General features: G+C 70.5%; 13 protein-coding genes. 5 read left to right on the plus strand and 8 right to left on the minus strand.

Annotated elements, in window-relative coordinates; all coding sequences use genetic code 11:
• Window positions 1–408: 408 nt before the first annotated feature.
• The 4 genes from pgl to gnd all read right to left on the minus strand — a co-directional run bounded on the left by pgl (window position 409) and on the right by gnd (window position 5,510).
• Entirely contained in the window at window positions 409–1,152 is a 744-nt protein-coding gene (gene pgl / locus CAP_RS06600; RefSeq protein WP_052374350.1) for a 6-phosphogluconolactonase, read from the minus strand.
• A gap of 46 nt (window positions 1,153–1,198) precedes the next feature.
• Window positions 1,199–2,503, minus strand: a complete 1,305-nt coding sequence (locus tag CAP_RS06605; protein WP_063748649.1) for a glucose-6-phosphate dehydrogenase assembly protein OpcA — start codon at window positions 2,501–2,503, stop codon at window positions 1,199–1,201.
• Window positions 2,500–3,996: a glucose-6-phosphate dehydrogenase gene (gene zwf, locus CAP_RS06610; protein WP_044237515.1), complete on the minus strand. Its 1,497-nt coding sequence runs from the start codon at window positions 3,994–3,996 to the stop codon at window positions 2,500–2,502. The genes CAP_RS06605 and zwf overlap by 4 nt, the downstream gene beginning before the upstream one ends.
• Before the next feature lie 74 nt (window positions 3,997–4,070).
• Entirely contained in the window at window positions 4,071–5,510 is a 1,440-nt protein-coding gene (gene gnd, locus CAP_RS06615) for an NADP-dependent phosphogluconate dehydrogenase (RefSeq protein ID WP_044237456.1), read from the minus strand.
• A gap of 126 nt (window positions 5,511–5,636) precedes the next feature.
• Between gnd and CAP_RS53360 the strand changes: the two genes are divergently transcribed.
• From CAP_RS53360 to CAP_RS06630, 3 genes are all read left to right on the plus strand, one after another.
• Complete coding sequence (locus tag CAP_RS53360; RefSeq protein ID WP_231511176.1) at window positions 5,637–6,161, plus strand: DUF433 domain-containing protein; 525 nt, start codon at window positions 5,637–5,639, stop codon at window positions 6,159–6,161.
• A 239-nt stretch (window positions 6,162–6,400) separates the two neighbouring features.
• A complete protein-coding gene (locus tag CAP_RS43870) occupies window positions 6,401–7,669 on the plus strand; it encodes a hypothetical protein (RefSeq protein WP_052374352.1) in 1,269 nt (422 codons plus the stop codon).
• A gap of 105 nt (window positions 7,670–7,774) precedes the next feature.
• Window positions 7,775–10,972 carry a cyclic nucleotide-binding domain-containing protein gene (locus CAP_RS06630; RefSeq protein WP_044237459.1) on the plus strand — a complete coding sequence of 1,066 codons (3,198 nt, stop codon included), beginning with the start codon at window positions 7,775–7,777 and terminating at the stop codon, window positions 10,970–10,972.
• A gap of 50 nt (window positions 10,973–11,022) precedes the next feature.
• Here the strand turns inward: CAP_RS06630 and CAP_RS06635 are convergent, their stop codons facing one another.
• Window positions 11,023–13,440, minus strand: a complete 2,418-nt coding sequence (locus CAP_RS06635; RefSeq protein ID WP_197041046.1) for a M1 family metallopeptidase — start codon at window positions 13,438–13,440, stop codon at window positions 11,023–11,025.
• 494 nt (window positions 13,441–13,934) lie between these two features.
• On the opposite strand from CAP_RS06635, the gene CAP_RS06640 reads away from it, so the two are divergent.
• Complete coding sequence (locus CAP_RS06640) at window positions 13,935–16,301, plus strand: OPT family oligopeptide transporter (RefSeq protein WP_052374355.1); 2,367 nt, start codon at window positions 13,935–13,937, stop codon at window positions 16,299–16,301.
• 16 nt (window positions 16,302–16,317) lie between these two features.
• On the opposite strand, the gene CAP_RS06645 is transcribed toward CAP_RS06640, so the two are convergent.
• From CAP_RS06645 to CAP_RS06655, 3 genes are read right to left on the minus strand one after another with little or no spacing between them, the layout of a single operon-like run.
• The gene (locus CAP_RS06645; RefSeq protein WP_044237462.1) at window positions 16,318–16,929 is read right to left on the minus strand and encodes a YkgJ family cysteine cluster protein; all 612 of its coding nucleotides are present in this window, start codon (window positions 16,927–16,929) and stop codon (window positions 16,318–16,320) included.
• Entirely contained in the window at window positions 16,929–19,475 is a 2,547-nt protein-coding gene (locus tag CAP_RS06650; protein WP_044237464.1) for a DEAD/DEAH box helicase, read from the minus strand. The genes CAP_RS06645 and CAP_RS06650 overlap by 1 nt, the downstream gene beginning before the upstream one ends.
• 6 nt (window positions 19,476–19,481) lie before the next feature.
• Window positions 19,482–20,444: an STAS domain-containing protein gene (locus CAP_RS06655; protein WP_231511178.1), complete on the minus strand. Its 963-nt coding sequence runs from the start codon at window positions 20,442–20,444 to the stop codon at window positions 19,482–19,484.
• Between the two features lie 459 nt (window positions 20,445–20,903).
• Between CAP_RS06655 and CAP_RS53365 the strand changes: the two genes are divergently transcribed.
• Window positions 20,904–24,122, plus strand: a complete 3,219-nt coding sequence (locus CAP_RS53365) for a DVUA0089 family protein (protein WP_156040553.1) — start codon at window positions 20,904–20,906, stop codon at window positions 24,120–24,122.
• Window positions 24,123–24,223: the final 101 nt, after the last annotated feature.

The raw sequence follows: 24,223 nt of genomic DNA on the forward strand, positions 1-24,223 counted from the left end.
GGGGAGCGGCGCTGAGACGCAGGAGGGTCCCAGGGGTGAGGCTGGAGCGTGAGGGGAGCGGCGAGCGGAACGGAGGCTGGCTCGCCAGTCGTCCTGACAGCGCGCGCACGTCGGGCGAGCAACTCCCACATGGGACCTGGAGGAATCGATGAGGAAGAGCTCATGGCGGGGGCGGTTTCGGCACGAGGTGTACCAGACACCCCTGTGCAAGCTCTGCCCGGGGCGCGCTGCTTGGTGAGCCGTGACACGAGGACAACGCACGGAGGCGATGCGTCTGGTGAGGAAGCTTCCGCCGGGGAAGGAGGAGGTCGACGCCCGAGGTGAAGGTTTGCAGCTCCGAGGTACGAGCGTAGGAGGGCTGGTCCACGCGCGCACACGCGCGTCAGGTTCAGGCACGGGTGGGAGCTGTCAGGAGGTGACGGCGGCGGTCTGATCGAGGAGCCAGCAGAGGTGGCCCTTCACGCCAGAGGCGAGGCGGGCGGGGACTTCGTCGGTGGCGCCCGGGGTGCGCGCGGCCTGAAGAGGGGCGCGCTTCTGGGCTCCCTGGACAATCATCAGGGCGAAACGGGCCTCGTGGAGGACCGGGGCCGTGAGGGTGATCCGGGCTTCGTGGCCAGGGGTCCGCTCGGCGGGGATGGCGGCGACGAGGCGGTCGTTGATGGCGACGGCGCCGGTGCGGGGGAAGAGGGAGGCAATGTGGCCGTCGTCGCCGATGCCGAGGGTCATGGCGTCGAAGGCGACCGCCGTGGCGACGCCGAAGTGGGCGCGGAGGAGGGCCTCGTAGCGCGCAGCAGCGGCGTCGAGGTCGGAGCCCTCACCCTCCATGCGGTGGAAGCGGGCCTCGGGGACGGGGGCGAGGGCGAGGGCGCGGCGGGCAGCGCCGTAGTTGGAGCGGGCGTTGTCGGGAGGGACGGCGCGCTCGTCGACCCAGAACCACTCGATGACATCCCAGGGGAGGTCGTAGCTGGCGAGCTTGACGTAGGCGGGGACCGGGGTGCTGCCGCCGGAGAGGGCGACGCGGGCGATGCCCCGGGCGTTCACCGCGTCGGTGATGGCGCGGGCGAGAAGCTCGGCGCCGAAGTTCGCGAGCTCGTCGTCGCCCTTGGCGATGACGGTCTCTTCATGCTCGGGGCCGTGAGGGGTCTTGCTCATGCTGGGATCCTCCGCGGGGGTCTGTGGGGTGCTGCGATTGCCCGGGTCATGTGGCGCTCCAGACGGCAGCCGCAAGGGACGCGTCGCGCAGGACGCGGTCGCCCTCGGTGGCGTCGATGGCCTTGGTGAGGACCCAGGCTTCATCGCGGCGGCCGAGGCGATGGACGTGCTCGGCAGTGCGGGCGCCCGAGAGGGTCCAGCGGACGGCGCCCTGAGCCTGGGGAAGGCGGGCGCAGGCCAGGGTGAGGGGCTCACCATCCAGCGTGGCCTCGAAGCGGATGGCATCGAGGCGTCGGAAGGTGTCGACGGCGGCGGCCGTGGTGGCGCCTTCGTCGCGGCCCTCCGGGGAAGTGGCGGCGGCCTCGGGCGCGTCGGTCTTGCCGCTGGTCGCGGGGGGGCCCGCCGTCGTCCTGGCCTTGGTGTCGGCGGGGCGCGCGGGGCGCGCGGGGCGCGCGGGGCGCCGGGAAGGGTCGAGGCTGCAGGGCGGGGCGTCGTTGAGGACAATCTCGATGGGAGAGCCTGCAGCGTCCGTGGCGCGGTGGCGGGAGGTGAAGGTCCAGCCGAGACGCGAGGCGAGCCAGCCGAGGAAGAGGGCCGCCGGATCGGGGCCCGGGCCCTCGGTGCGGGCAATCTCGACGCGCCGGATGGTGCGCAGGGCGGCCGGGGCATGATCGAAGAGGCGGGCGGTGAGGTCACGCCAGGAGTGGGTGCGGATGAAGGCGCGATCGGCGAGGGGGCCGCGGCTCCGGCGCGCGAGGGCGGCGATGCGCGGGGCCGGGAGCTCGGCAGAGTCGACGATGAGACGATCGCAGGAAGCTGCGAGGGCGTCGGCGACCTCGGGCGGTGCGCCGGGGGCGATCTCGACGAGGAGGGGGACGTCGGAGAGGGCGAGGGCCGATACGACGGAGGGGGCGCGGCTCTCGGCGCCCGCACCGAAGCAGAGCTCGACGCGATCGCGGCAGATGATCACGCCCCCTTCACGCCGGCAGGTGGCGGACCAGGAGGCCTCGACCAGATCGGAGGGGATGCTCGGGTCGGCGGTGATCATGAACGAGCGGCCCGCGTGGGTCTCGGCGAGCGCCTCGGCCTGCTCTTCGAGGCGCTCGACCTCGGCGCGCTCACCGAGAGCGACGTAGGTCATGGTGGAGGCGCGGGTCTTGGCGATGGAGCTGCCGTCGGGGGCCTTGTCCGGGGTGGACCAGAAGGCGTTGAGCTCCGACTCGACGCGGGCGACCTCCTTGGCGATGGGGCCCGCGGCGCGCACGGGGGACGCCGCGAAGGGTGCATCCTGGGACGCGTTTGCAGGCGCGTTCGCCGACGCGTTCGCCGACGCGCTTGCCGAGGCGGTCACGGGCGCCTCCAGCCGCGCGGGGCGGCGAGGGCGTCAGCTTCCTCCGGGCCCCAGCTCCCCGCAGGGTAGGAGGCGACCTTGGCGTGCTCGCTGGCCCAGCCGGCGAAGATGGGGTCGATGAAGCGCCACTGGGCCTCCACCTCGTCGGAGCGGGTGAAGAGGGTGGCGTCGCCGCGGAGCACGTCGAGGAGGAGGCGCTCGTAAGCCTCGGGGGTGCTGGAGCCGAAGGCGGCGCCGTAGCGGAAGTCCATGGTGACGCCGCGGAGGGCCATGCCGCTGCCGGGGACCTTGGCCGCGAAGCGGAGGGAGATGCCCTCGTCGGGCTGGAGGCGCATCACGAGGGCGTTGGGCTGGGTGCCGTCCTGGCCGCGGAAGAGGCCGTGGGGGAGCGGCTTGAAGTGGAGCACGACCTCGGCGACGCGCTTGGCGAGGCGCTTGCCCGTGCGCAGGGTGAAGGGGACGCCGCTCCAGCGCCAGTTGTCCACGTGGGCCTTGAGGGCCACGTAGGTCTCGGTCTTGGAGTCCTTGGCGACGTCGGGCTCCTCGCGGTAGCCGGGGACGTGCTCGCCCCGGACCACGCCCGCGGCGTACTGGGCGCGCACGGTGTGATCGAGCACGGCCTTGCCGGTGATGGGGCGCAGGGCGCGCAGGACCTTGACCTTCTCGTCGCGCACGGCGTTCGCGTCCCAGGAGGACGGGGGCTCCATGGCGACGAGGGTGAGGAGCTGCAAGGCGTGGTTCTGGACGATGTCGCGGGTGATGCCGACCTGCTCGTAGAACTTGCCGCGGCCCTCGACGCCGATGTCCTCGGCCACCGTCAGCTCGACGCGATCGACGTGCTGGCGCGACCAGAGCGGCTCGAAGATGGTGTTGCCGAAGCGGAGGACGAGGAGGTTCTGGACCGTCTCTTTGCCGAGGTAGTGATCGATCCGGTAGATCTGCGACTCGGCGAGGTGACTGCCCAGCTCGCGGTTCAGGTCGTGGGCGCTCTCCAGATCCTCGCCGAAGGGCTTCTCGACGACGATGCGCTCGAAGTGGTCGCCGTTGCGACCTGCGCCCGCCGGGGTGACGAGGTTCGCCTCGCGCAGGCCGCGCACGATGCCTGGCACCTGGTCGGGGGAGACGGCGAGGTAGAAGACGCGGCTCTTGCCGGTGCCGCGCTCCTTGTCGAGCCGTTCCAGCTCGGCGCCGAGGGCCTTGTAGGTCTCCGGTTCGTCGAAGTTGCCCTGCACGTAGGAGATGCCACGCTCGAGCTCTCCCCAGGCCGCGTCGTCGATGGGGCGGCGACGGGAGAACTTGTTCACGGCCTCGCGCATGTCGTCCGCGAAGTCGGGCTTCGGGCGGCGCGCGACGCCGACCACGGCGAAGCCACCAGGGAGGAGGCGGCTCAGGGCGAGGTTGTAGACCGCCGGGAGGAGCTTCCGTCGGGTGAGGTCGCCGGAAGCGCCGAAGATGACGAGCGCGGCGGGGGCTGCGGTGCGCTCCTCGGGCATGCCCTCGCGCAAGGGGTTGGCCTCGGTCGGAGCCTCCCCCTGGCCCTCGGCGGGCTTCTTCTCCTTGCCCTCGCTCACGAGCCCGCGCTCCATTCGGTGTGGAGGTCGCCGTCGCGATCGAGGCGCTTGTAGGTGTGGGCGCCGAAGAAGTCGCGCTGGGCCTGGATCAGGTTCGCGGGGAGGCGCTCGCGGCGGATGGTGTCGTAGTACGAGAGCGAGGCGCTGGTGGCGAGGGTGGGAAGCCCCGCCTCGGCAGCGAGGGAGACGACCTTGCGCCAGCCCTCCTGGCGGCCCCTGAGGTCCTCGACGAGGGAGGGGTCGAGCAGGAGGTTCGGGAGCTGGGGGTCGCTCGCGAAGGCGGCCTTGATGCGGCTCAGGAGGCGGGCGCGGATGATGCAACCGTCCTGCCAGATGCGCGCGATCTCGGGGAGGTCGAGGTCCCACTTGCGCTCGATGGACGCGAGGCGGAGGAGGTTCATCCCCTGCGCGTAGCTGCAGAGCTTGGAGGCATAGAGGGCGTCGCGCACGGCGGCTACGAGCGCCTTGCGGTCGATGCCGCGGGCCTGCGCGACCGCGGCTGCCTTCGCGGGATCAGGACCAGGGAGGACCTTGGAGATGCGGACGCGGCCCTGCTTGTCGGAGGAGAGGACGCGGGCGTCGACGGCGCTGGCGACGGTGGGGATGGCCGCGGTGAGGGTCGCCGCGTCCTGCACGGTCCAGGTGCCGGTGCCCTTCATGGAGGAGGCGTCGAGGATGGCGTCGAGGAGCTGGCCTTGGCCCTCGGGATCCTTGACGGTGAAGATGTGGGCAGTGATCTGGACGAGGTACGACTCGAGCTCGCCCTGGTTCCAGGTGGAGAAGGTCTCGGCGAGTTCCTCGTTCGACAGGCCGCCGATGTTCTTGAGCACGTCGTAGGCTTCGGCGATGAGCTGCATGTCGCCGTACTCGATGCCGTTGTGGATCATCTTCACGTAGTGGCCGGCGCCGCCAGGGCCCATGTAGGCGACGCAGGGGCCGTCGGGGTGCTGGGCGGCGATCTTGGTGAGGATCGGAGCCAGCTCCTCGTAAGCGGCGCGCTCGCCGCCGGGCATCATGGAGGGGCCGTGCCGAGCCCCGGACTCGCCGCCGGAGACGCCCATGCCGAAGTAGCGAATGCCCGCCTCGCTGAGCTCGCGCTCGCGGCGCTCGGTGACGGAGAAGTGCTCGTTGCCGGCGTCGACGAGGATGTCGCCCTTCTCCAGGTGGGGCTTGAGCGCGGCGATGGTGTTCTCGACGCCGACGCCGGCCTTGACCAGCATCAGGATGCGCCGCGGGCGCTTGAGCGCGCGGGTGAACTCCTCGACGGTCTTGCAGGCTGCGACGGGCTTGTCGCCGGCCGCCGCCGCGAACTCCTTCACGGGGTCGGGGTGCCGGTTGTAGACGGCCAGGGAGAAGCCCTTGTCCGCGATGTTCAGTGCCAGGTTGCGGCCCATGACCCCGAGCCCGGCGACGCCGATATCCATTTCTTTCGTCATGCTTTGCGCCCTCACGGATGGCGGTACCACACGAGGGGCTCTGGCTCCACTTGGCGGCGGAATCGGGAGGCGAGGCGCTGGCGGGCGCTGGACGGGTGGGCGGAAGGGTGACTAGGCTACGCGGCGATGGCGGTCCCTCCGCTCCCCCGTGTGCGCGTTCCTCACCCGCATGTCCGCTGCGACAACCAGGTGCTCGCCGGCAGTCCGCACGTTGCCGGCTCGCGGGTGCCCGTGCGCAGGCTCTGGGCATGGCACCGCGGCGGGGCCTCGGTGGAGACGCTGCTGAAGCGCTACCCGAACCTGGGGGCGGCGCGGCTCCTCGACGCGCTGGCATTCGCGCACGACAACATGGATCTCATCGAGGCCGACCTGGCCAGGGAGCAGGCGCTCTTCGAGCAGCAGGGCGGTCCGACGGTGGGGGCGAGACCGCTCGCGCAGCTCGCGCTGCCTTTTTTCGAGGACGACGGCGCAGGGGGCGGCAATGCGGGCAGAGGGACCACTGCGGCGAAAGCGCCGGCGCGGGCTGCGCGCGCCGAGGTCCCGAGCACGACGGCGGCCAGCGAGGATGCAGCGTCCACGCCGTCGCGCGACGGGGGTCCCTCCACCGGGAAGGGCTCCGGGGGTCAGCGCGCACGCGGTGGCCGACGGTGACGAATGAGGTGATGCGCCCGTCACCGCGCACGCAGTGCGCGTTGCTCCTTTACAGCCTGCTGCACTTGGGGCATACGGCCGAGCGCTGGGACCTGACGCAGTGCGAGAGCCGCTCGGGGTGAGCGCTGGGGGAAATGGGCGCCGTGATGCCGCATTCCTCACGCTCTGGGCACGCGACAGGGTTCTTGGCTGGATTCGCTTGTGTGGGGTGCCCATCGGGCGCCGGAGGGTTTAGGCAGATGAGCGTCAATCGTTGGAAGTTGGTGGCCACTCCCGTCGTCATGGTCGGCCTGGCATCGCCCATGCTCGTGAACTGTGGTTCGCTGCCCGCGCTGCCGGGGCCCCTGGGCGACGTGGCCGCCGCCGCCGGTGGCTGTCCCGAGATGGAGAGCGGCAGCTTCGCCGATCTCAAGTTCCAGGGCGGCGCCGAGGTCGAGGGCAAGGTCAAGGGCTTCCTCGAGGCAGCGTTCTCGCTCGACAAGGTCATCACCGAGATGGAGGCCAGCCTGATCGCGTCGTGCGGCCAGCTCGGCAAGGACCTCGGCATGGGCGAGGAAGAGCTGAAGGCCGAGGCCGGCGGCGGCAAGGGCGCCGAGAAGGTGTGCACCGCGGTGAGCGCCAAGGTGAGCGCGATGCTCAAGGCGAACGCCGAGGCGCAGCTCGCCGTCGAGGTGGATCCCCCGAAGTGCTACGTGCCGATCGACTTCATGACGAAGTGCCTCGGCGACTGCGGCTCGCCGGTGACGGGCGGCAAGCTCGAGGCGAGCTGCAAGGGCGGCGAGATCGCCGGCAAGTGCGACGCGGAGTGCAAGGGCTCCTGCGCCGTCGAGGCGGGCGGGTCGTGCACCGGCACCTGCAAGGCGAGCTGCGAGGGCAAGTGCGACGCCGGCTTCAGCGGCACCTGCGGCGGCAAGTGCGACGGCAAGTGCGACGGCAAGAACTCGAAGGGCACCTGCGCGGGCAAGTGCGAGGGCAAGTGCGACGCGAGCGCCTCGGGCTCCTGCACCGGCACCTGCGACGGCAAGTGCTCGGGCTCCTGCGAGCTCAAGGCGGGCGCGAAGTGCGAGGGCACCTGCTCCGGCGGCTGCTCGGCGGAGATCAAGGAGCCGAAGTGCACGGGTGACTTCGAGCCCCCGAACGTCAGCATCGACTGCCAGCTGCAGTGCACCGCGAAGGGCGCGGCGGAGTTCACCTGCGACGCGCCGAACGTGCGCATCGTGGCCAAGGGCAAGGCGAGCGCCGATGCCCAGAAGCTCGTCGCGGCGCTGCAGACCACGCTCCCCGCGATCCTGAAGATCCAGCTCGGCACCGGCAAGAAGCTGGCCGCATCCGTGGCTGGCGTCGCCAAGGGCGCTGCGGAGATGAAGGACGTGGCGCTCAAGGCCGGCGGGAAAGCCATCGCCTGCATCGCGGTCGCGGCCGAGGCCTCGGTCAGCGCGTCGGCGTCGATCGACGTCAACGTCAAGGCGAGCGCAAGCGTCGGCGGCTCGGTGGGCGCGGGCGGCTGAGCCTCCCACGCGGATGAACGGGGCGACGCCAAGCGGCGCACCCTGAACGCGACGACGGCGGTCCTCCGGGGCCGCCGTTTTCGTTTTGGTGGTAAAGAGGGGCGCTTGTCCCGCCTGCGCGCCCTCATCGATCTCCGGAGGGGAGACGGTCCCATCGTCCTGCCCGCCGCAGGGGTGGCCTTCCTCGGCGTGGGGGCGATGTCGCTCGCGGGGATCGCGGCGGACACGCTCTTCGTGTCGGCCTTCGATCTGGGGCAGATCTCGCGCTTCTACGTGGTGACGTCCGGCGTGCGGTTCGCGGCGGCGCTGGGTTACGCGGCGCTGCTCCGCCGCTACGAGGGGCCACGGCTCGACGGGGCGCTCCTGCTGGTGACGGCGACGTCGATAGGCGTGGCCGCGCTGCTGAGCCAGCGGGCGACAGGGGCGCTGCTCTACGCGATCTGCGTGAGCCTGCTCGTGCTGCCACCGCTCCTGCCGCTGATCACCTTCCGGGCAGTGCTGGGAACGCTGGAGGCACGGCAGGCGCGCCGGCTCCTGCCGCTCGTGGCCGCGGCAGCGACGGTGGGCGTCATCGTGGCGAGCGCGGCGGTGCCGACGCTGGCGGGCCTGCTCGGGACGGCAGGGGTGCTCTACGCGGGCGGGGTGCTCGCGGTGCTGGCAGCGCCGCTGCCGTCGGTGCTGGCGGAGCGCGCGCCCGCGCGGCAGGAGCCCATCGAGCCGCCCGGGAAGCTGCTCCAGGCGCTCGCAGACGCGCGGCGCGATCTGATCGAGGCGCCCGTGGTGGGGGTGGTGCTGGCTGGGGTGCTGCTCGGGGCGATGGCGGCCAACCTGGTGGACTACGCCCTGAAGGCGGCGCTGAAGGCGCGCTACGGCCGCGAGGAGATGGCGGCGTTCCTGGGGACGTTCGGGGCCGCGGCGAACCTGTTCATCCTGCTCGCGCAGCTCTTCGGGTCGAGCCGGTTCACGGCGAGGTTCGGGGTGCGGGTGTCCCTGCAGGCGCTGTTCGCGACGCTGGTGGCCCTGGGGGCGGCGGTGGGGCTCGCGCCTGGCGTGGCGTCGGCGGCGGTGGCGCGTCTGTCGGAGAACACGTTCCGCTACGCGATCTCGGCGCCGGTCGAGGATCTGCTGCTCACGCCAGCCCCCCCCGCGGCGCGGGTGCGGGCGAAGATCCTGGCGAAGGGGCTGGCCAACCCCCTCGGGGGAGCCCTGGCGGGGCTGCTGCTCGCGGCGTTCGGGGCCGCAGGGCCGTCGTCGCTGCAGCTCGGAGCGCTCCTGGCGCTGACGGGCGCGGTGGGAATGGTGGCCGTCGCCCGCGCGCGGCGGGCCTACACCCGGGCGCTGGCGCGGGCGCTGGGGGAGGGGCAGCTCGAGGAGGAGCTGTCGCCACAGGCGGCGCGGGCGCTGGGGCGGGAGCTGTCGCAGACGCTGCACCGGCGGGTGGGTCGCCGCGACGTGGAGGGCTCGGCGCGGCTCCTCGCGGTGCTCGACGACCGGTTCTTCTCGCTCGACGAGGTGGCGCACGCGCTGCGGGCTCCCCAGGCCGAGATCCGGCGGGCTGCGGTGGCGGCAGCGCTGCGGGTCGGGAGGCCCGGAGAGGGGCCGCGGCTGCTCGCGCTGGCAGATCCCGATCCGGAGGACGACATCGAGCAGAGCCTGCTCTCCGGCGCGCGGAGCCTGGGAGGCGGCGTGGACGTGGCGCGGCTGGGGCAGGCGTTCGCGCGGGGGCGGGCCGGGAACACGCCGAAGGCGGCGGCGCTGTGGGGAGAGGCGCTGGTGGGGCTCGCCGCCGTGGAAGCCTCGCCAAAGGGACGCGGGGTGCGGCTGAGCGTGCCTCCGCCATCCCACGGCTCGGCTCCTCTCTCGGCGCGAGGCGGCGCGGGTGGGACGTGGGTCGAGCCGCCGCGGGGCATGGAGGCGGTGGTGGCGTACCTGCAGCAGGAGGCGCTGGTGCCTGGGTCGCCACGGCGGGCGCCTGCGCTGTGGGCCATCGGGGAGCTGAGGGCGAGGCAGGCGCACCGGGAGGTGCTGCTCTCGCTGGGATCGTCGGATCGGGCGGTGTTCGCGGCGGCAGCGCGGGCGGCGGTGCTGATCGAGGCGCGTGGCGCGGTGGCGGCGCTGCTCGGGCGGCTGACCACCGGCTCCGAGGTGCGCGCGGTGACGGAGGCGCTCGCGCTCGCAGGGCCGGCGGCGGTGGGCGATCTCATCGCAGCGCTGCCCACCACGCGCGGGCAGGGGGCGGCCATGGCGACGTCCGTGGCCAGCGGGCCAGCGTTGACGGGCTCGGTGCGGGCGGCGCGGGTGCTGGCGCGGCTCGGGCCGGAGGCGTGCGCAGAGGTGCTGGTGCGGTACGCGGAGCTCGGCTACCGGGCGCGCAACGCCGTGGCGCGGGCGCTGGCCACGGTGGCGCGCCGGACGGGTGAGGCGGTGGATCCGGAGCTGGTGCTCCAGGCCATGGAGATGACGCTGGAGTACGCCGAGTCCTTGCTGCTGCTGTACCCGACGACGCTCTACGGGAGGCTCAAGCCGCAGCGGGAATCGGCCCCGGACGGGCTGCGGGTGGAGACGCGGGGCCTCCTGCGCCGGGAGATGCGGTTCCGCATCGAGGAGACGTCGGCCAGGCTCCTCGATCTGGCGGCGGTGATGGGGGATCGCGATCTCATCACCCGGGCGCGGGCGGCGCTGGCCGAGGGGGTGCGGGAGCGGGGGCACGGGCTTGAGTTGCTGGAGAACATCTTGCCCCGCTCGATCGCGGCGCGCGCCGTGGCGCTCCTGGAGATCGACTGGGGGACGCCGCTGCCCACGAGCGGAAAGCCGCCGCCGCTCGATGGGTGGCTCGAGAAGTGCCGGAACTTCGACACGGGCGCGCTACCCTCGTCGCACCCGATGGCGACGGTGCTGGAGAAGGTGGTGGTGCTGGTGGACTCCTCGCTCTTCAAAGGGCTGAGCGGTGAGGAGCTGTACCCGGTCGCGGAGATCGCCGAGGCGCTGGAGTACGAGCCCGGCGAGGAGGTGGTGCGGGAGGGAGATCCGGGCGACGCGCTGTTCGTGGTGGTGGAGGGTGACTTCAAGGTGATGCGCGCCGGGGTGGCGGTGCGGGAGCTGCACCGGGGCTCGGTGTTCGGGGAGGTGGCGCTGCTCGACGGGGCTCCCCGCGCGGCGACGGTGACCGCGGAGACCGAGGGGAAGGTGCTGCGGATCCCCCGGGCGGAGTTCGAGGGGCTCCTCGACGAGTCTCCGGAGCTCGCGCGGGGGGTGATCCGAACGCTGCTGGGGCACCTGCGCGCGGCGGGAGCTGCGGGGTAGCCACGGCCGCGGCAGGGGCCGACGGGGTAGCCGCGCTGCGGCGGGAAGGCTCACGGGCAGAGGGAAGGGTCCTCCAGGAACTCAGCGGCGGCAGGGTGGAGGGAGACGCCGGCGAGGCTCTCCGTGAACGTGCTCCAGGCTGCGCTGTCGCCCTGGACGAGGGTGTGGGCCGTGCAGACGGCGCGCCAGTGGACAAGGCGCGTCCACGGGGAACGAAGCACGCTCCCGAGACCGGCGAGGGCCTCGGCGTTCTCGGCCGAGGTGGGGGCCATCGTACCCGCCACGCCCCGGATAGCTTCGTTGAGGACGGAGGTGTCGTCGGTCTCTACGAGCAGCGCGGTAAAGAACGCCCGCCAGTCGGGCACCTCGGCGGGATCGAGCGAGGGGACACGGGTCCTGAGCTGCCGGGCGGCGACCCAGCGCGTGCGCATCGAGCTGGCGTGCCGCGCGACATTGCTCCAGGTGCCCAACTCGACCGGGGCCGGGGTTCGGAATGCCGACAGGAACACAAGACGCATGTAGGGAATTTCGCCATCAGGTAGCCCGGTCTCGAGCATCTCCCAGTCGGCGGCGAAGGTAGCTTCAGGATCGATCATGGAGCACCGCGCATGACCACCGTTCTGGAACAGATCCGCGGCGACGGGCGCTGGTGGCACCAGGACCATCGCCTCCGCCACGCTCGCCCAGGCTGCCGCCGTTGCGGGGTCGAGGTTCGGATCGGTGGCGATGCCGCAGAGAGCTCTCGTCGCGAGCGCGCGCGTCCACTCCGCTGGGAGGTCCTCGACGAACGCCTGGACGTCCTGCGGCGGGATGGTCGGCAGCACCGTGTAGAGCGCCTCCTCTTGGTGGGGCGCGGCCCCATCGAGAAAGCGCGCGCGCGCCGCCGGCGTGGTGGGGACAAGGAAGGGGAGCAGGGTGCCCTGGTAGACCTCCCAGGAGACGTCGTCTGCCAGGAACAGGTCCCAGAGGGGATGGCTGTCGCGTGGGTCCAGGATCAGGAAGTCGCCGTTCTGAGGCGGCGTCACCTCGAAAGGCACCTCCTTGGCGAGCGTGTCCGTGCGCATGGCGCCATCCTCCGCGACCCAGGCCAGCTCGAAGGGCGCGACCAGTGCACCATCGGGATCGTGCAGGGTCAACGTGAAGCCGCCCGATGCCGAGGGCCGCATCTCCAGGGTCGGGACGCCCACGGCATCGATCGCTTGCCGCACGCGCGCGCTCGCCTCCGGACCGAGGCCCTCCTCGAAGGCCTGGAGGAACGCCTCCGTACCGATGGCTCCCTCGCGGTGCTCGGTGAGGACACCGCGCAGCGTGCTCCAGAAGGCGTCCTCGCCGAGGAGGGTCCTCATCTGCGTGAGGAGCCAGGCGGCGCGCTCGTAGGGTCCCGAGTTGTAATTGTCCTCGGGAGCGCGGGATGTATCGTGAATCGCGTACCCCGCATCGGCCCAGGTATCGTTGCCATTCAGCGTCAGAGGACCCGCGCCGTCCATGTGGCCGCGGACTCCTTCCGGCGCCAGGAGCGTGGCCATGCCCTCCTTGATCCACAGGTCGTCCCAGCGCTCGACCGTCACCAAGTCGCCGAACCACTGGTGCGCGAGTTCGTGGGCCGTCAGCAGGAGATCCCCTCCCAGGGGTTCCGCACCGACACCTTCCAGCTGGAAGCTGATGCTCGCGTTCTCCATGCCGCTCGTGGGTAGCGCCGGCAGGTGCACCATCGCGTACTTCTCGAACGGGTACGGCCCGAGCAGCGCCTCGAAGCGCTCCATGATCCCGACGACCTCCGCGAGCGCCGCGTCGTACGACCCTTCGAGCCCCGGGCGGTGCCAGATGGAGACCGGAAGGTCTCCATGCATCGTGCTCTCCACCTCGAAGGCGCCAACGGCGAACGCCATCAGGTAGGTGGGCAGCGTGTACGCGGTCTCGTACGCCATGCGGCGACTCCCCTCCCCCGCCTCATCGGTGACCAGAGCGCCGTTCGAGATCAGCATCTCGCCCTCTTCCACGTGCATGTCGATGGAGAAGTAGGCGCGGTCGAAAGGCTCGTTGTGGCAAGGCATCCAGCGCTCCGCGCCGAGCGGCTCCGACGACGTGAAGACGACGCGCGATGGCAGTGGATCCCCCTTCCTGTCGCTGACTGCGATGAGGGAATCGCCCGGCGCGGCTTCGTAGTCGATCTCCAGAGTGACCTCCGTACCCCTGGCGAACCCGGGCACCGTGGAGAGGTCCACGACGAGCTGCGCCTGCGCTCCCTCCTCCACGAAGGGCAGCGCGCCGCCACCTGCGATCCGCACGGCGTTCACCTGGGAGACCGCACTGTCGAGCGCGATCTCGTTCGCTCCATCGGTGAGCGGGGAGAGGGTGATGCGCACCGTCGCCAAGAGGCGTCCCCGCTCCCAGTCGTACGCGCCGCTCAGCTCGTAACGCTGGACGTCCACCTCGGTGCGAACCAGGGGCAGGGGCGGCTCTTCCACGGGAGGCTCAGGAGGCAAATCCTCCGGAGAGCATCCCCCCCCGAGCGACGCGACAAGGAGACCGGCCAGCAAGAACACACCTATGCGCAAGGGCGAAGCTACGGACTTCATTTCATCCTCCTCGTGTCAGCGCGGCGCACCCCCTACCGTCGTTCAACGGTCCCCCCGCAGCGCGCGACCATGCCGATGCACCCCCCGTGCCGGCCTCCTGCTTCCGGGTGACGTTCACTCCCGTCGCGCGTATCCGGTGACTGCGCGCCCCCGCGCCGCAGTGACGCTCCGGAAGGCCCCTGCGTTCCCTCCACCCGGCCCCCCTTCACTCGCGCGGATCGAGAAACCGCTTGCGCAATTCGACGCTCTCGCTGCGCAAGTGGTCCTCCCGAGGCGCTCCCTGGCGTCGACGCCCCCTACCCCGAGGCGCCTTTCCAGGACCACCACGCCTCCCGTCGGGAGCCGGTGGGAAGCCCCCCCGAAGTGTCCTAGGCTGCGCGACCATGTCCGCAGCTCCCGAGACGGCTTCCCCCGAGATCCTCGATCGCGCCGAGGTCTCGGAGGCCCCCCCTTCGCACGCCGAGCACCAACCCTACATCCCGGCGTCCCAGAACCCCCGCGAGCTCACCCTTCGGGCCGTCATCCTCGGCGCCGTCCTGGGAGTCATCTTCGCGGCCTCGTCGGTGTACCTCGCGCTCAAGGTGGGGCTCACCGTCTCCGCATCCATCCCCATCGCGGTCCTCTCCATCACCATCTTCCGCGCCTTCGGGCGCGCCACCATCCTCGAGAACAACATCGTCCAGACCACGGGATCTGCCGGCGAGTCGCTGGCCGCGGGGATCGCCTTCACGATGCCCGCGTTCCTGCTGATGGGCTACGAGATGGAGGGCCTGAAGGTCGTCGCCGTCGCCTTGCTCGGCGGCCTCCTCGGCGTGCTGATGATGATCCCCCTGCGGCACGGGCTCATCGTCGAGGAGCACAAGAACCTCACCTACCCCGAGGGCACCGCCTGCGCCGACGTGCTCATCGTCGGCGAGACCGGCGGCACGAACGCGAAGACGGTGCTCGGCGGCTTCGGGATCGGGTTCCTCTACAAGCTCCTCGGTGACCCCGCGAAGCTCTTCCAGATGAACCCGGATCACCGCTTTTCGAGCTTCCGGGGCGCGAGCTTCGGTGGAGAGCTGACCCCGGAGATGCTCGGCGTCGGCTACATCATCGGGCCGCGCACCGCCTCGGTCATGATGGCCGGCGGCGTGCTCGCGTACCTGATCCTGATCCCACTGATCGCCTTCTTCGGGGAGGGGCTCGAAACGCCGATCTTCCCGGCTACCACGCTGATCCGGGAGATGGCCCCGAACGAGATCCGGTCGCGCTACGTGCTGTACATCGGCGCGGGGGCCGTGGCGACGGGCGGATTCGTGAGCCTGGGGCGGGCCATGCCGACCATCTGGAAGGCCTTCCGGAGCGGCGTGCGCAACTTCCGCATGGGGGGCAAGGCGAGCGCGGCGGCGGTGCCGCGGACGGCGCGGGACCTGCCGTTCAGCGTGGTGATCTACGGCTCGCTGGCGCTGCTCGTGATGATCTGGCTCGCGCCGATGCTGGAGATCCCGCTGGTGCCGGCGATCCTGATCATGCTGTTCGGGTTCTTCTTCGTCACGGTGTCGTCGCGCATCACGGGGGAGATCGGCTCTTCGTCGAACCCGATCTCCGGGATGACGGTGGCGACGCTGCTGATCACGTGCCTGCTGTTCCTGGCGATGGGCTGGGTCGGCGTCGAACACCGGGCAGCGGCGCTGACGACGGCGGCAATCGTGTGCGTGGCAGCGTCGAACGGGGGGACGACGAGCCAGGATCTGAAGACCGGCTTCCTCGTGGGCGCGACGCCGCGGCGTCAGCAGATCGCTCTCCTCGTGGGGGTGGCGACGAGCGCGCTGTTCATCGGCTGGACGCTCCTGTTCCTGAACAAGGCCTACACCACGGTGGTGGCCGAGGGGTACGACGCGCCGCTCCCACCTGCGGCGATCACGGCGGAGACGATGTCGGCGCCGAACGGGCAGCAGTACCGGGTGGGGTACATGGCCGATTCGGGGGGCGCGGTGCCCCAGGGGAAGTACCTGGTGGACGAGGCGGGGAAGATCGCGTTCCTCGTGGATCCGGGGATCGGGGGGCGCGCACCGCTGGTGCCGGAGAAGCTGGAGTCACCGCGGCCGGTGCCCGCAGGCGCCGAGGCCAAGGGATCTCAGCTCGGGCCGGATCGGCAGACGTACCAGGTGATGGAGGTGGCTGCCGGCGGCGGGCTGGAGAAGGGGCGCTACCTCGTGTCGGGGGATCAGGCGCTCTACAAGCTCCGGGAGGTGCAGAAGCTGGATGCGCCGAAGGCGAGCCTGTTCGCGCTGATCATCGACGGCATCCTGACGCGGAAGCTGCCGTGGAGCCTGGTGCTGATCGGGGTGATGCTGGCCGTGACGATGGAGCTGTGCGGTGTGGCGTCGCTGCCGTTCGCGGTGGGGGTGTATCTGCCGCTGTCGACGTCAGTGCCGATCTTCGTGGGAGGCCTCGTGCGATGGCTGGTGGACTGGAAGCGGCGGCGCGACCGCGGAGGGAACGCTGGCGCCGCCGAGGAGGAGTTCAGCCCGGGGACGCTGCTGTCGTCGGGGTACATCGCAGGTGGCGCGATCGCCGGGCTCGTGGCGGCGACGGTGGCCGGGTTCGGGATGGAGCGGCAGTTCGATCTCGGGGCGAAGATCGGAGAGATCGCGTCGAGCAACCTGTCCGGCATCGTGGCGTTCGGGCTGATCGTGGTGGCGCTTTACGTGGTGGGCACCAAGGCCCAGGACGCGGTGACCGGGGTGGAACCCGGGACGAAGTAGGGCTGCGTAGCCTGGATCAGGGGCCCGCGGGCCCCTGCGCTCCCGAGCGTACGGGATGCGTGGCGGTGAGCACGTCGGTGATGGCGATGCGCTCGCCGCGGGGGCGGCCTTCGGCGTCGGCATGGGCGGCGTCGAGGGCGCCGAGGATGGTGGAGAGGGTCGTCTGGTCGAGGATGGTGCCGGGGGCGAGGGTGTCCAGGGGCTGTCCGGTGAAGTTTCGGGGGCAGGCGTCGAGCACCGGGAGCTGGCGCGGCGCCTCGGAGGGTCCGGGGGCGCTGCCCGAGATGGCGCTGCTGAAGCGGATGGGCAGGCCATGCGTGCGGCAGATGAGGGGGCGAGCCGCATAGACGGCGCAGCGGCCACTGGCGTCGAGGACGGGACAGACGCCTGGATCCCCTCCCCTCGCCCGCGCGGAGAGCTCGGCACGCGCAGCAGGGTCGAGGGCGCTGACAGCGTCGGCGAGGGCTGCAGCCTCCAGGGAGGTGACGGTGAACCGGCGGTGGCAGCAGTCGTTGCAGCCGCTGTGGCAGGTCATGAGCGCGCCGTGGTGGTGGGCGGCGCGATCGAAGAAGGCATCCACCTTGGCGAAGAGGTCGCCGAGGCGCTCGCGGGGCGTGGGCGCGGCCATCAGCTCTTGATCTGGCGGAGGGTGATGACGGGGCGACCGGCGTCGCGAGAGCGGCCCAGGTCGACGAGGCAGTCGAGCATCCAGTCCTGATCGTCTTCCGGATCGACGAGGATCTGCTTGACGTTCCAGACGGCGCCGTCCTCGGTGGGCTCGACGAGGGTGTTCTGGGGGCGGCGGGCGACGGGGTCGGTGCGGATGGCCGTGTGCTCGGCGAAGTAGGGCGCGAGGGCGGCTTCGAGGCGCTCGGCGGTCCAGGGGTCTCCCTCGCCCTCGACCATCTCGGCGGCGACCTCGTAGTCGCGCGCGGCCAGGGCGCGCAGGAAGAAGAAGAGCGCGTTCCTGAGGAGCACGGTGAAGGCGCGCTCGTCGCGGGTGATGTCGAAGACCTCCGGCTCGGTGACGCCGCGGGCGGCCTCGATGACGCGGGGGGCACCGCCGGCGCGGAGGCGCTCCCACTCGTCGAGGAGGCTGGAGTCGACGCCGCGCACGAGGGCGCGGAAGTAGGCGATCATCTCGTCGACGTCCTCGTTCTTGGCGTAGTCGGGGACGGTCTGGACGAGGTTCTTGTAGACGTCGGAGAGGTAGCGGAGGAGGAGGCCCTCGACGCGCTCCAGGCCGTACTCCTTGATGAAGTCGGCGAAAGACATGTACTGCTCGTACATCTCCCGGGCGATGCCCTTCGGGCGGATGTTCTCCTGCCCGACCCAGGGGTGGCGCTTCGCGAAGTCGTCGAAGGTGAGGTAGATGAACTCGCGGTTGGGCTTGGGGTACTCGAGCTTGTCGAGGGCCTCGATGCGCTGCTCGTACTCGACGCCTTCGGCCTTCAGCTCGGCGAGGCGGAGCTGCTTCACCTTGTCGAGCTGGCGCTGGAGGATGGCGTCCGGATTCTCCAGGGTGGACTCGACGAGGGTGAGGACGTCGAGGGGATAGGTGCCGAGCTCCCGGTCGAGCTTGTCGACGGTCTCGAGGACGTAGAGCGAGAGGGCCTGGTGGAGGGAGAACTCCTCCTGGAGGCCGGAGCTGACCTCAAGCTTCTTGAGGCGCGACTCCCAGCGGGGGACGAACTCCACGATGCCCGCCTCCCAGAGGGAGCGGAGGAGCTGCATGGCGGTCTTGCCGATCTGGCGACGGACGGCGGGGCGCTCGTGCGAGGACCGCACCAGGTCCTTCATGGCCTGGCAGCCGCCTTCCTTGCGGCCCAGCACGTTGAGAAGCATGCCGTGGGAGACCTGGAAGCGCGAGACGAGGGGCTCGGGCTGGGAGGCGATGAGGCGCTCGAAGGTCTGGCGATCCCAGTGGACGTAGCCGCGCTCCGGGGGCTTGCGGCGCACGATCTTGCGGCGCTTGGCGGGATCGCTGCCTGCCTTGGCTTCGAGGCGGAGGTTCTCGATCACGTGCTCGGGCGCCTGGGCGGCCACGCTGCCCTGGGTGTCGAAGCCCTTGCGGCCGGCCCGGCCGGAGATCTGCTGGAAGTCGCGGACGCTGAGGATGGCGGTCTTCTCCCCGTCGAACTTGCAGAGGCGGGTGAAGAGGACGGTGCGGAGCGGGATGTTGACCCCGACGCCCAGGGTGTCGGTGCCGCTGATGATCTTGAGCAAGCCCTGCTGCGCGAGCTTCTCGACGAGCAGGCGGTAGCGGGGGAGGAGGCCTGCGTGGTGGAGGCCGATGCCGTGGCGGAGGAAGCGCTGCACCTCGCGGCCATAGGGGCTCGCGAACTTCATGCCGACCAGCGCTGCACCGATGGCGCGCTTCTCTTCCTTGGTGCAGAAGTCCTGGCTCATCAGGTTCTGCGCTTCCTCGGCGGCGGCACGCTGGGTGAAGTTGACGATGTAGACCGGCGCGCGGCCGTTCTTGAGGAAGTGCGCGACGGTCTCGTGGAGCGGGGTCTCGCGGTACTCGTAGTCGAGGGGGACGGGGCGGACGGTGGAGCGGACGATGGCCGTCTCGCGCCCGCTCAAGGCGGTGAGCTTCTCCTGGAAGAAGTCCACGTTGCCGAGGGTCGCGCTCATCAAGAGGAAGGTGGCCCGTGGCAGGGTGAGCAGGGGGATCTGCCAGGCGACGCCGCGCTCGCGGTCCGAGTAGTAGTGGAACTCGTCCATGATGACGTAGTCCACTGGGGCCTTCTCACCCTCGCGGAGGGCCATGTTGGCGAGGATCTCCGCGGTGCAGCAGATGATGGGTGCGTCGCGGTTGACCGTGGCGTCACCGGTCATCATGCCGACGTTGCGGGCGCCGAAGTCCTTGCAGAGGGCGAAGAACTTCTCGCTGACCAGCGCCTTGATGGGGCAGGTGTAGAACGAGCGACGGTTCTCGGAGAGGGCCTTGTAATGGAGGGCGGTCGCGACGAGCGACTTGCCGGAGCCGGTCGGGGTGTTGAGGATGACGTTCTTGCCGGCGAAGAGTTCCAGGATGGCCTCTTCCTGGGCGGGGTAGAGCTCGAGCTGGCTCTCGGCCACATGGTCGAGGAAACCGCTCAGCAGCTCGTCGCCGGTGGGGTTGGTGTAGCGGGTGAGGCGGGCTTCGAGCGGTCCGAGCGGGGTTTCCATGCGATCTCAGCGGCCGTGCCGGCGCGGTGGAGTCCGTGCAGCGCGGGCAGGGGCGGCCTCCTGAATGCAGTACCGGAGGCCCTCCTGCAAGTTCTGCTGGGTGGTGAAGGTCGAGAGGTCGACACCAAGCGAGGTCAGCGTCTGCGCGACGGCAGGGTTGATGCCGGTGATGATCGCCTGGGCACCGAGGAGTTGAACGGCCCCGACGACGCGGAGGAGGTGGTCGGCGGTGGAGGTGTCGACGATCTCGACGCCGGTGAGGTCGAGCAGCGCGAAGCGGGAGCCAGTGCGAACGATCTCGCCGAGGAGGCGCTCGGTGAGCGATGCCGCGCGGCGACCGTCGATGGTACCGATGAGGGGCAGCGCGAGGACACCGTCCCAGACCTGGAGGACGGGGGTGGAGAGGGCCTGGATGGCCTCGTCCTGGCGGCGGATCACTTCGAGCTTCTCGCGGAGGTCGTGCTCGGTCTGGCGGCGCTCACTGACTTCGTGGCGGAGCTTCTCCAGCGCCACCGCGAGGTCGGCGCGCGTGGCAGCATCCATGCGGACCAGGTCCTCGACCTCGCGCTCGACGGTGCCGTCCGAGGGGCGCACGAAGAACTCGTCCCAGGGGTCGCCGGCCACCTGGTAGGCGGTCTGCTCGGCCCAGCAGCTCATCCCGAAGAGGCGGCTGCAGATTCCGGCCAGCTTGCCCGCGAGGTAGCTCGATCCCCAGGTGACGCCGAGCGCCCTCTGATAGATGGACTCCCACGAGTTCACGACCCTGAAGCGGGCCTCCTGCCGGTCGCTGTCGAGCACGAGGAGGGACCAGTCACCCCAGTTCGCCTTGCGTGCTTCCTCGACCAGCAGGGCGAAGCCCTCCTCGAACGTGGGAGCGCTGCAGATGAGGTCCCAGTCTTCGCGGGTGCCCTCGCGACCGCCGCTCTGGAGACAGACATTGAAGCGCTCGGTGCCAACCATGCGCTGCATGCCCGCCATGAGGCCGGCCAGGGTGCTTTCCATCCAGATATGCAGGACGCGCGAAGGGTGCGGGCCAAGTTCGGCCCGGCCGTTGTCTCCCAAGTCGCGCGTCGCGTCGCCGTCTGCGTCGTCTGCGTCGTCTGCCGCCGTGCTGAGCCGCTCTGCCATCGGTTTTGCCGTTCTCGAATGCTCCTGGATGGGCCCCTCCCCAGGTGTTCGGATGTGGTCCCGTATACTGGTTGGACCGCCTCGGGTACAGCGCGGAGCGCGACGGAAGTGCAGTCCAAAGGGGCGAGGTTACAGGGTGTGCGGAGCGGCGAGGAAGCCTGTCGCGCGCACCGCGAAGGCTTGACTTCGTTCCACGATGGCCATGCCATGGGTCCCTTCTCAGGGGGGCGGCACCACGTCGCGCGAACGACTTCGTGAGGCCTCCCCATGCTCCGGGGGCCTCAGGCAGGCAGGGGGACCATGAGGATCAGCGACGCGGAGGCAATGCCGAGCACCTCGCGACCGGAGACGACGGCGCTCCCAAGGAGGATTGCGTCGCGGCTCCTGCTCGCCGCGGCACTCGGCTGCGGGACCGGCTGCGCGTCGGAGCCCCCCTCTGGCCCGCTCGCGCCAGGCGATGGGGGCGCGGGCGGTCAGGGAGGCATGCCGTCGGGCTCCGGAGGTCAGGGGGGACAGGGAGGGCAGGACGGCGTCCCTTGCACCACGGCAGACACCTGTCCGGGCGAGGACACGGAGTGCCAGACACGCACCTGCGAGGGTGGGACGTGCGGACTTCACCACGCTCCGCAGAACAAACCTGCCAGCCAGCAGGTCGCCGGGGATTGCCGGCGCACGGTGTGTGACGGCGAGGGCACTCTGATCAGCGTCGACGACACCCAGGATGTGCTCGACGATGGCGATGCGTGCTCCTCGGACCTCTGCGCCGGCGGCACGCCGGTGAACGAAGCGGCTCCCCCAGGGACGCCGTGCGCCGAGGGCGGGGGGCGCTTCTGTGATGGCGCGGGCGCGTGCATCGCATGCCTGGTGAATGGCGATTGCGCGACCGGGGTATGCGTGGCGAACGCGTGCGTCCCGGCGACGTGCGTGGACGGGGTGGTGAACGGCAGCGAGACTGACGTCGACTGCGGCGGGCCGGACTGTGCGCCGTGCGCGGATCTGAGCCACTGCTGGGCGCCTTCGGACTGTCAGAGCCACGTCTGTCAGAGCAACACCTGCCGGATCCCCACCTGCTACGACGAGGCGCCCAACGGGACGGAGACCGGCACCGACTGCGGCGGCGCGGTGTGCCCGGCGCGGTGCATGCCCGGTGACGGATGCGCGCAGGACTCGGACTGCCGGAGCATGGCGTGCTCGGGCACGGTGTGCCTCTCGACATGCACCGACGATGATCTGGGGGGGCAGGAGACCGACGTAGACTGCGGTGGCCCCGCCTGCGCCCCCTGCGACGTGGGTCAGAGCTGCCTCGTCGGCGCAGACTGCGCGACCGGCGTGTGCGCGGGGCTGGTGTGCGCACCGGCGGCGTGCGGCGATGGGGTGGTGAACGGCACCGACGCCTGCGATGACGGGAACCAGAGCAACGAGGATGCGTGCCTGAACGACTGCACCGCGAACACGTGCGGCGATGGGCACGTCCACGCAGGCGTCGAGCCGTGCGACGACGGGAACCAGAGCAACACGGACGCTTGTCTGGTCGGGTGCATCGTCCCGACCTGCGGGGACGGGTTCGTGCAGCTCCTCATCGAGGCATGCGACGATGGCAACGTCGTGGGAGGCGATGGGTGCAGCGCCACGTGCACCCTCGAGGGCTGCGGCGATGGGGTGGTCACGGGCCTCGAAACCTGTGACGACGGCAACCTGGACAGCAGCGACGCCTGCCTGAACAACTGCACGCCGGCGAGCTGCGGAGACGGCCACCTCTGGTCGGGCGTGGAGGTCTGCGACGACGGGAATGCTACCGACAATGACGGTTGCTCGGCGCGCTGCGTGGTGGAGGCGTCCTATACCTGCAGTGACGACCTCCCCAGTGCCTGCACCTCTACAGCCGAGATCAACTGCAACGATGGCGCGGACAACGACGGTGACGGGCTCGCCGACTGTGCCGATCCGGACTGCGCGCTCGGGTGCGTTGCGGCGGTAGGACCGTGCGATGCGGGTCAGACGCTGCTCGTCTACACCGCGGGCGACTTGCCCAGAGCCATCCCCGATCACGTCGCGGTCTCGAGCCTCGTCGAGGTGGGCGGCCTCGGCAAGATCGCCCGGGCAGTCGTGGGCACCACCCTCACCCACCCCTGGGACACCGATCTCGACCTGTCCCTGCAGAGCCCGGATGGGCTGACCCTCAACCTCTCGGACGACAACGGGGGCAACGGCGACAACTACGTGAACACCATGTTCCACAGCGGTTGCCCTGCGGCAATCACCGGCGGGGTGGCGCCCTTCACGGGGTGCTACGCGCCCGAGCAGTCGCTCGTCCTGTTGAACGGCACCGAGGCCAAGGGGACGTGGCAGCTCATCGCAGCCGATGATTTCGCCGGCTTCACAGGGAGCCTCGATGCGTGGATGCTCGCCCTGTGCACGACGCCCTCGCGGTGCGGAGACGGGGTGCTCGACGCCGGTGAGCTGTGCGATGACGGCGATCCGACGGGCGGCGACGGCTGCACGCGCTGCGATCTCCTCGAGCCAGGGTTTACCTGCTCGGGGTCACCCACGGTGTGCGCGGAGATCTGCGGCGACGGGATCGTGGTCGGCCAGGAGAGCTGCGACGACGGCAACGTCGTGGCGGGCGATGGCTGCGATGACGGCTGCGCGCGCGAAGGAGGCTACTTCTGTGGGGGGCAACCGAGCACCTGCTTCCCGGGAGACGTGGAGCCCAATGGCACCTTCGCCGACGCTGATACGCGGGCCTCGGATCCTGAGCCGGTCCTCATCGACCACACGGTGCTCTTCGGCGGCAGCATCGCCCCCGTCGCCGACAAGGACATCTACCGGATCCAGGTGCCGTCGGACGGGGTGCTGCGCTTCGAGACGTTCGGCACGGTACCCAACGACTGTCCGAGCGGGTTCACCACGACCTTGAGGCTGTGGAACGGTGCCCAGTCCCAGATCGGGACGGACAGCTCCAGCGGCATCGCGTCGTGCTCGCTGCTCACCGCCCACGTCAGCGCCGGGACCTACTACGTCCAGGTGGAGGAGACGGGGAACAACGCGATGATCCCCCAGTACCGTCTGAAGACGGAGTTCATCCCGTGCACCAGCGCCGAGAGCGAGGTCAATGACACGCCCTCGCTAGCCACGCCGATCCTGGCGGGAGAGACGGTATGCATCGCTGGAACGCACCAGAACGTGGCAGACGTCGACTGGTTCTCTTTCAACGTGCCCACCGCGGGCCTGAGCGTGCGGGCGGAGACCATCGAAGGGAGCACCGCGACGACCTGCGAGAGCAACGGCATCGACAGTGCGCTGGCGCTCCACGATGCTTCAGGGACGACCTTGCTCGGGTCCAACGACAACGATGGGCGCGGGTTCTGCTCGAAGATCGACGGCATGGGCTCGTCAGGGTTCGATGGCTTCGCGCACAACCTCGCGGCGGGGACCTACACCATCCGCCTCGCCTCGAACGTGACGACCTCGGCCGCGCAGTTCGACTACCGGCTGCTCATCTCCCTGCGCGCCCCCTAGGTACTGCGTACGGCAATTCAGGGGCCTCGCGGCCCCTACGCTCCCGATGGTCGCTACCCCCGTGACTTCGCTGGAAAGCCGAGCCGAGGGCCAGGGACCTT

Origin of the sequence: Chondromyces apiculatus DSM 436 (assembly GCF_000601485.1) — a bacterium.
Taxonomy (GTDB): Bacteria; Myxococcota_A; Polyangia; order Polyangiales; family Polyangiaceae; genus Chondromyces; species Chondromyces apiculatus.

What these genes read in the sequence shown, in the direction of transcription:
- gnd (WP_044237456.1), bottom strand. Translation starts at nt 5,510, where the DNA reads ATGACGAAAGAAATGGATATCGGCGTCGCCGGGCTCGGGGTCATGGGC.
- CAP_RS53365 (WP_156040553.1), top strand. Translation starts at nt 20,904, where the DNA reads ATGAGGATCAGCGACGCGGAGGCAATGCCGAGCACCTCGCGACCGGAG.
- CAP_RS43870 (WP_052374352.1), top strand. Translation starts at nt 6,401, where the DNA reads ATGAGCGTCAATCGTTGGAAGTTGGTGGCCACTCCCGTCGTCATGGTC.
- CAP_RS06650 (WP_044237464.1), bottom strand. Translation starts at nt 19,475, where the DNA reads ATGGAAACCCCGCTCGGACCGCTCGAAGCCCGCCTCACCCGCTACACC.
- CAP_RS53360 (WP_231511176.1), top strand. Translation starts at nt 5,637, where the DNA reads ATGGCGGTCCCTCCGCTCCCCCGTGTGCGCGTTCCTCACCCGCATGTC.
- zwf (WP_044237515.1), bottom strand. Translation starts at nt 3,996, where the DNA reads ATGCCCGAGGAGCGCACCGCAGCCCCCGCCGCGCTCGTCATCTTCGGC.
- pgl (WP_052374350.1), bottom strand. Translation starts at nt 1,152, where the DNA reads ATGAGCAAGACCCCTCACGGCCCCGAGCATGAAGAGACCGTCATCGCC.
- CAP_RS06645 (WP_044237462.1), bottom strand. Translation starts at nt 16,929, where the DNA reads ATGGCCGCGCCCACGCCCCGCGAGCGCCTCGGCGACCTCTTCGCCAAG.
- CAP_RS06640 (WP_052374355.1), top strand. Translation starts at nt 13,935, where the DNA reads ATGTCCGCAGCTCCCGAGACGGCTTCCCCCGAGATCCTCGATCGCGCC.
- CAP_RS06655 (WP_231511178.1), bottom strand. Translation starts at nt 20,444, where the DNA reads ATGCAGCGCATGGTTGGCACCGAGCGCTTCAATGTCTGTCTCCAGAGC.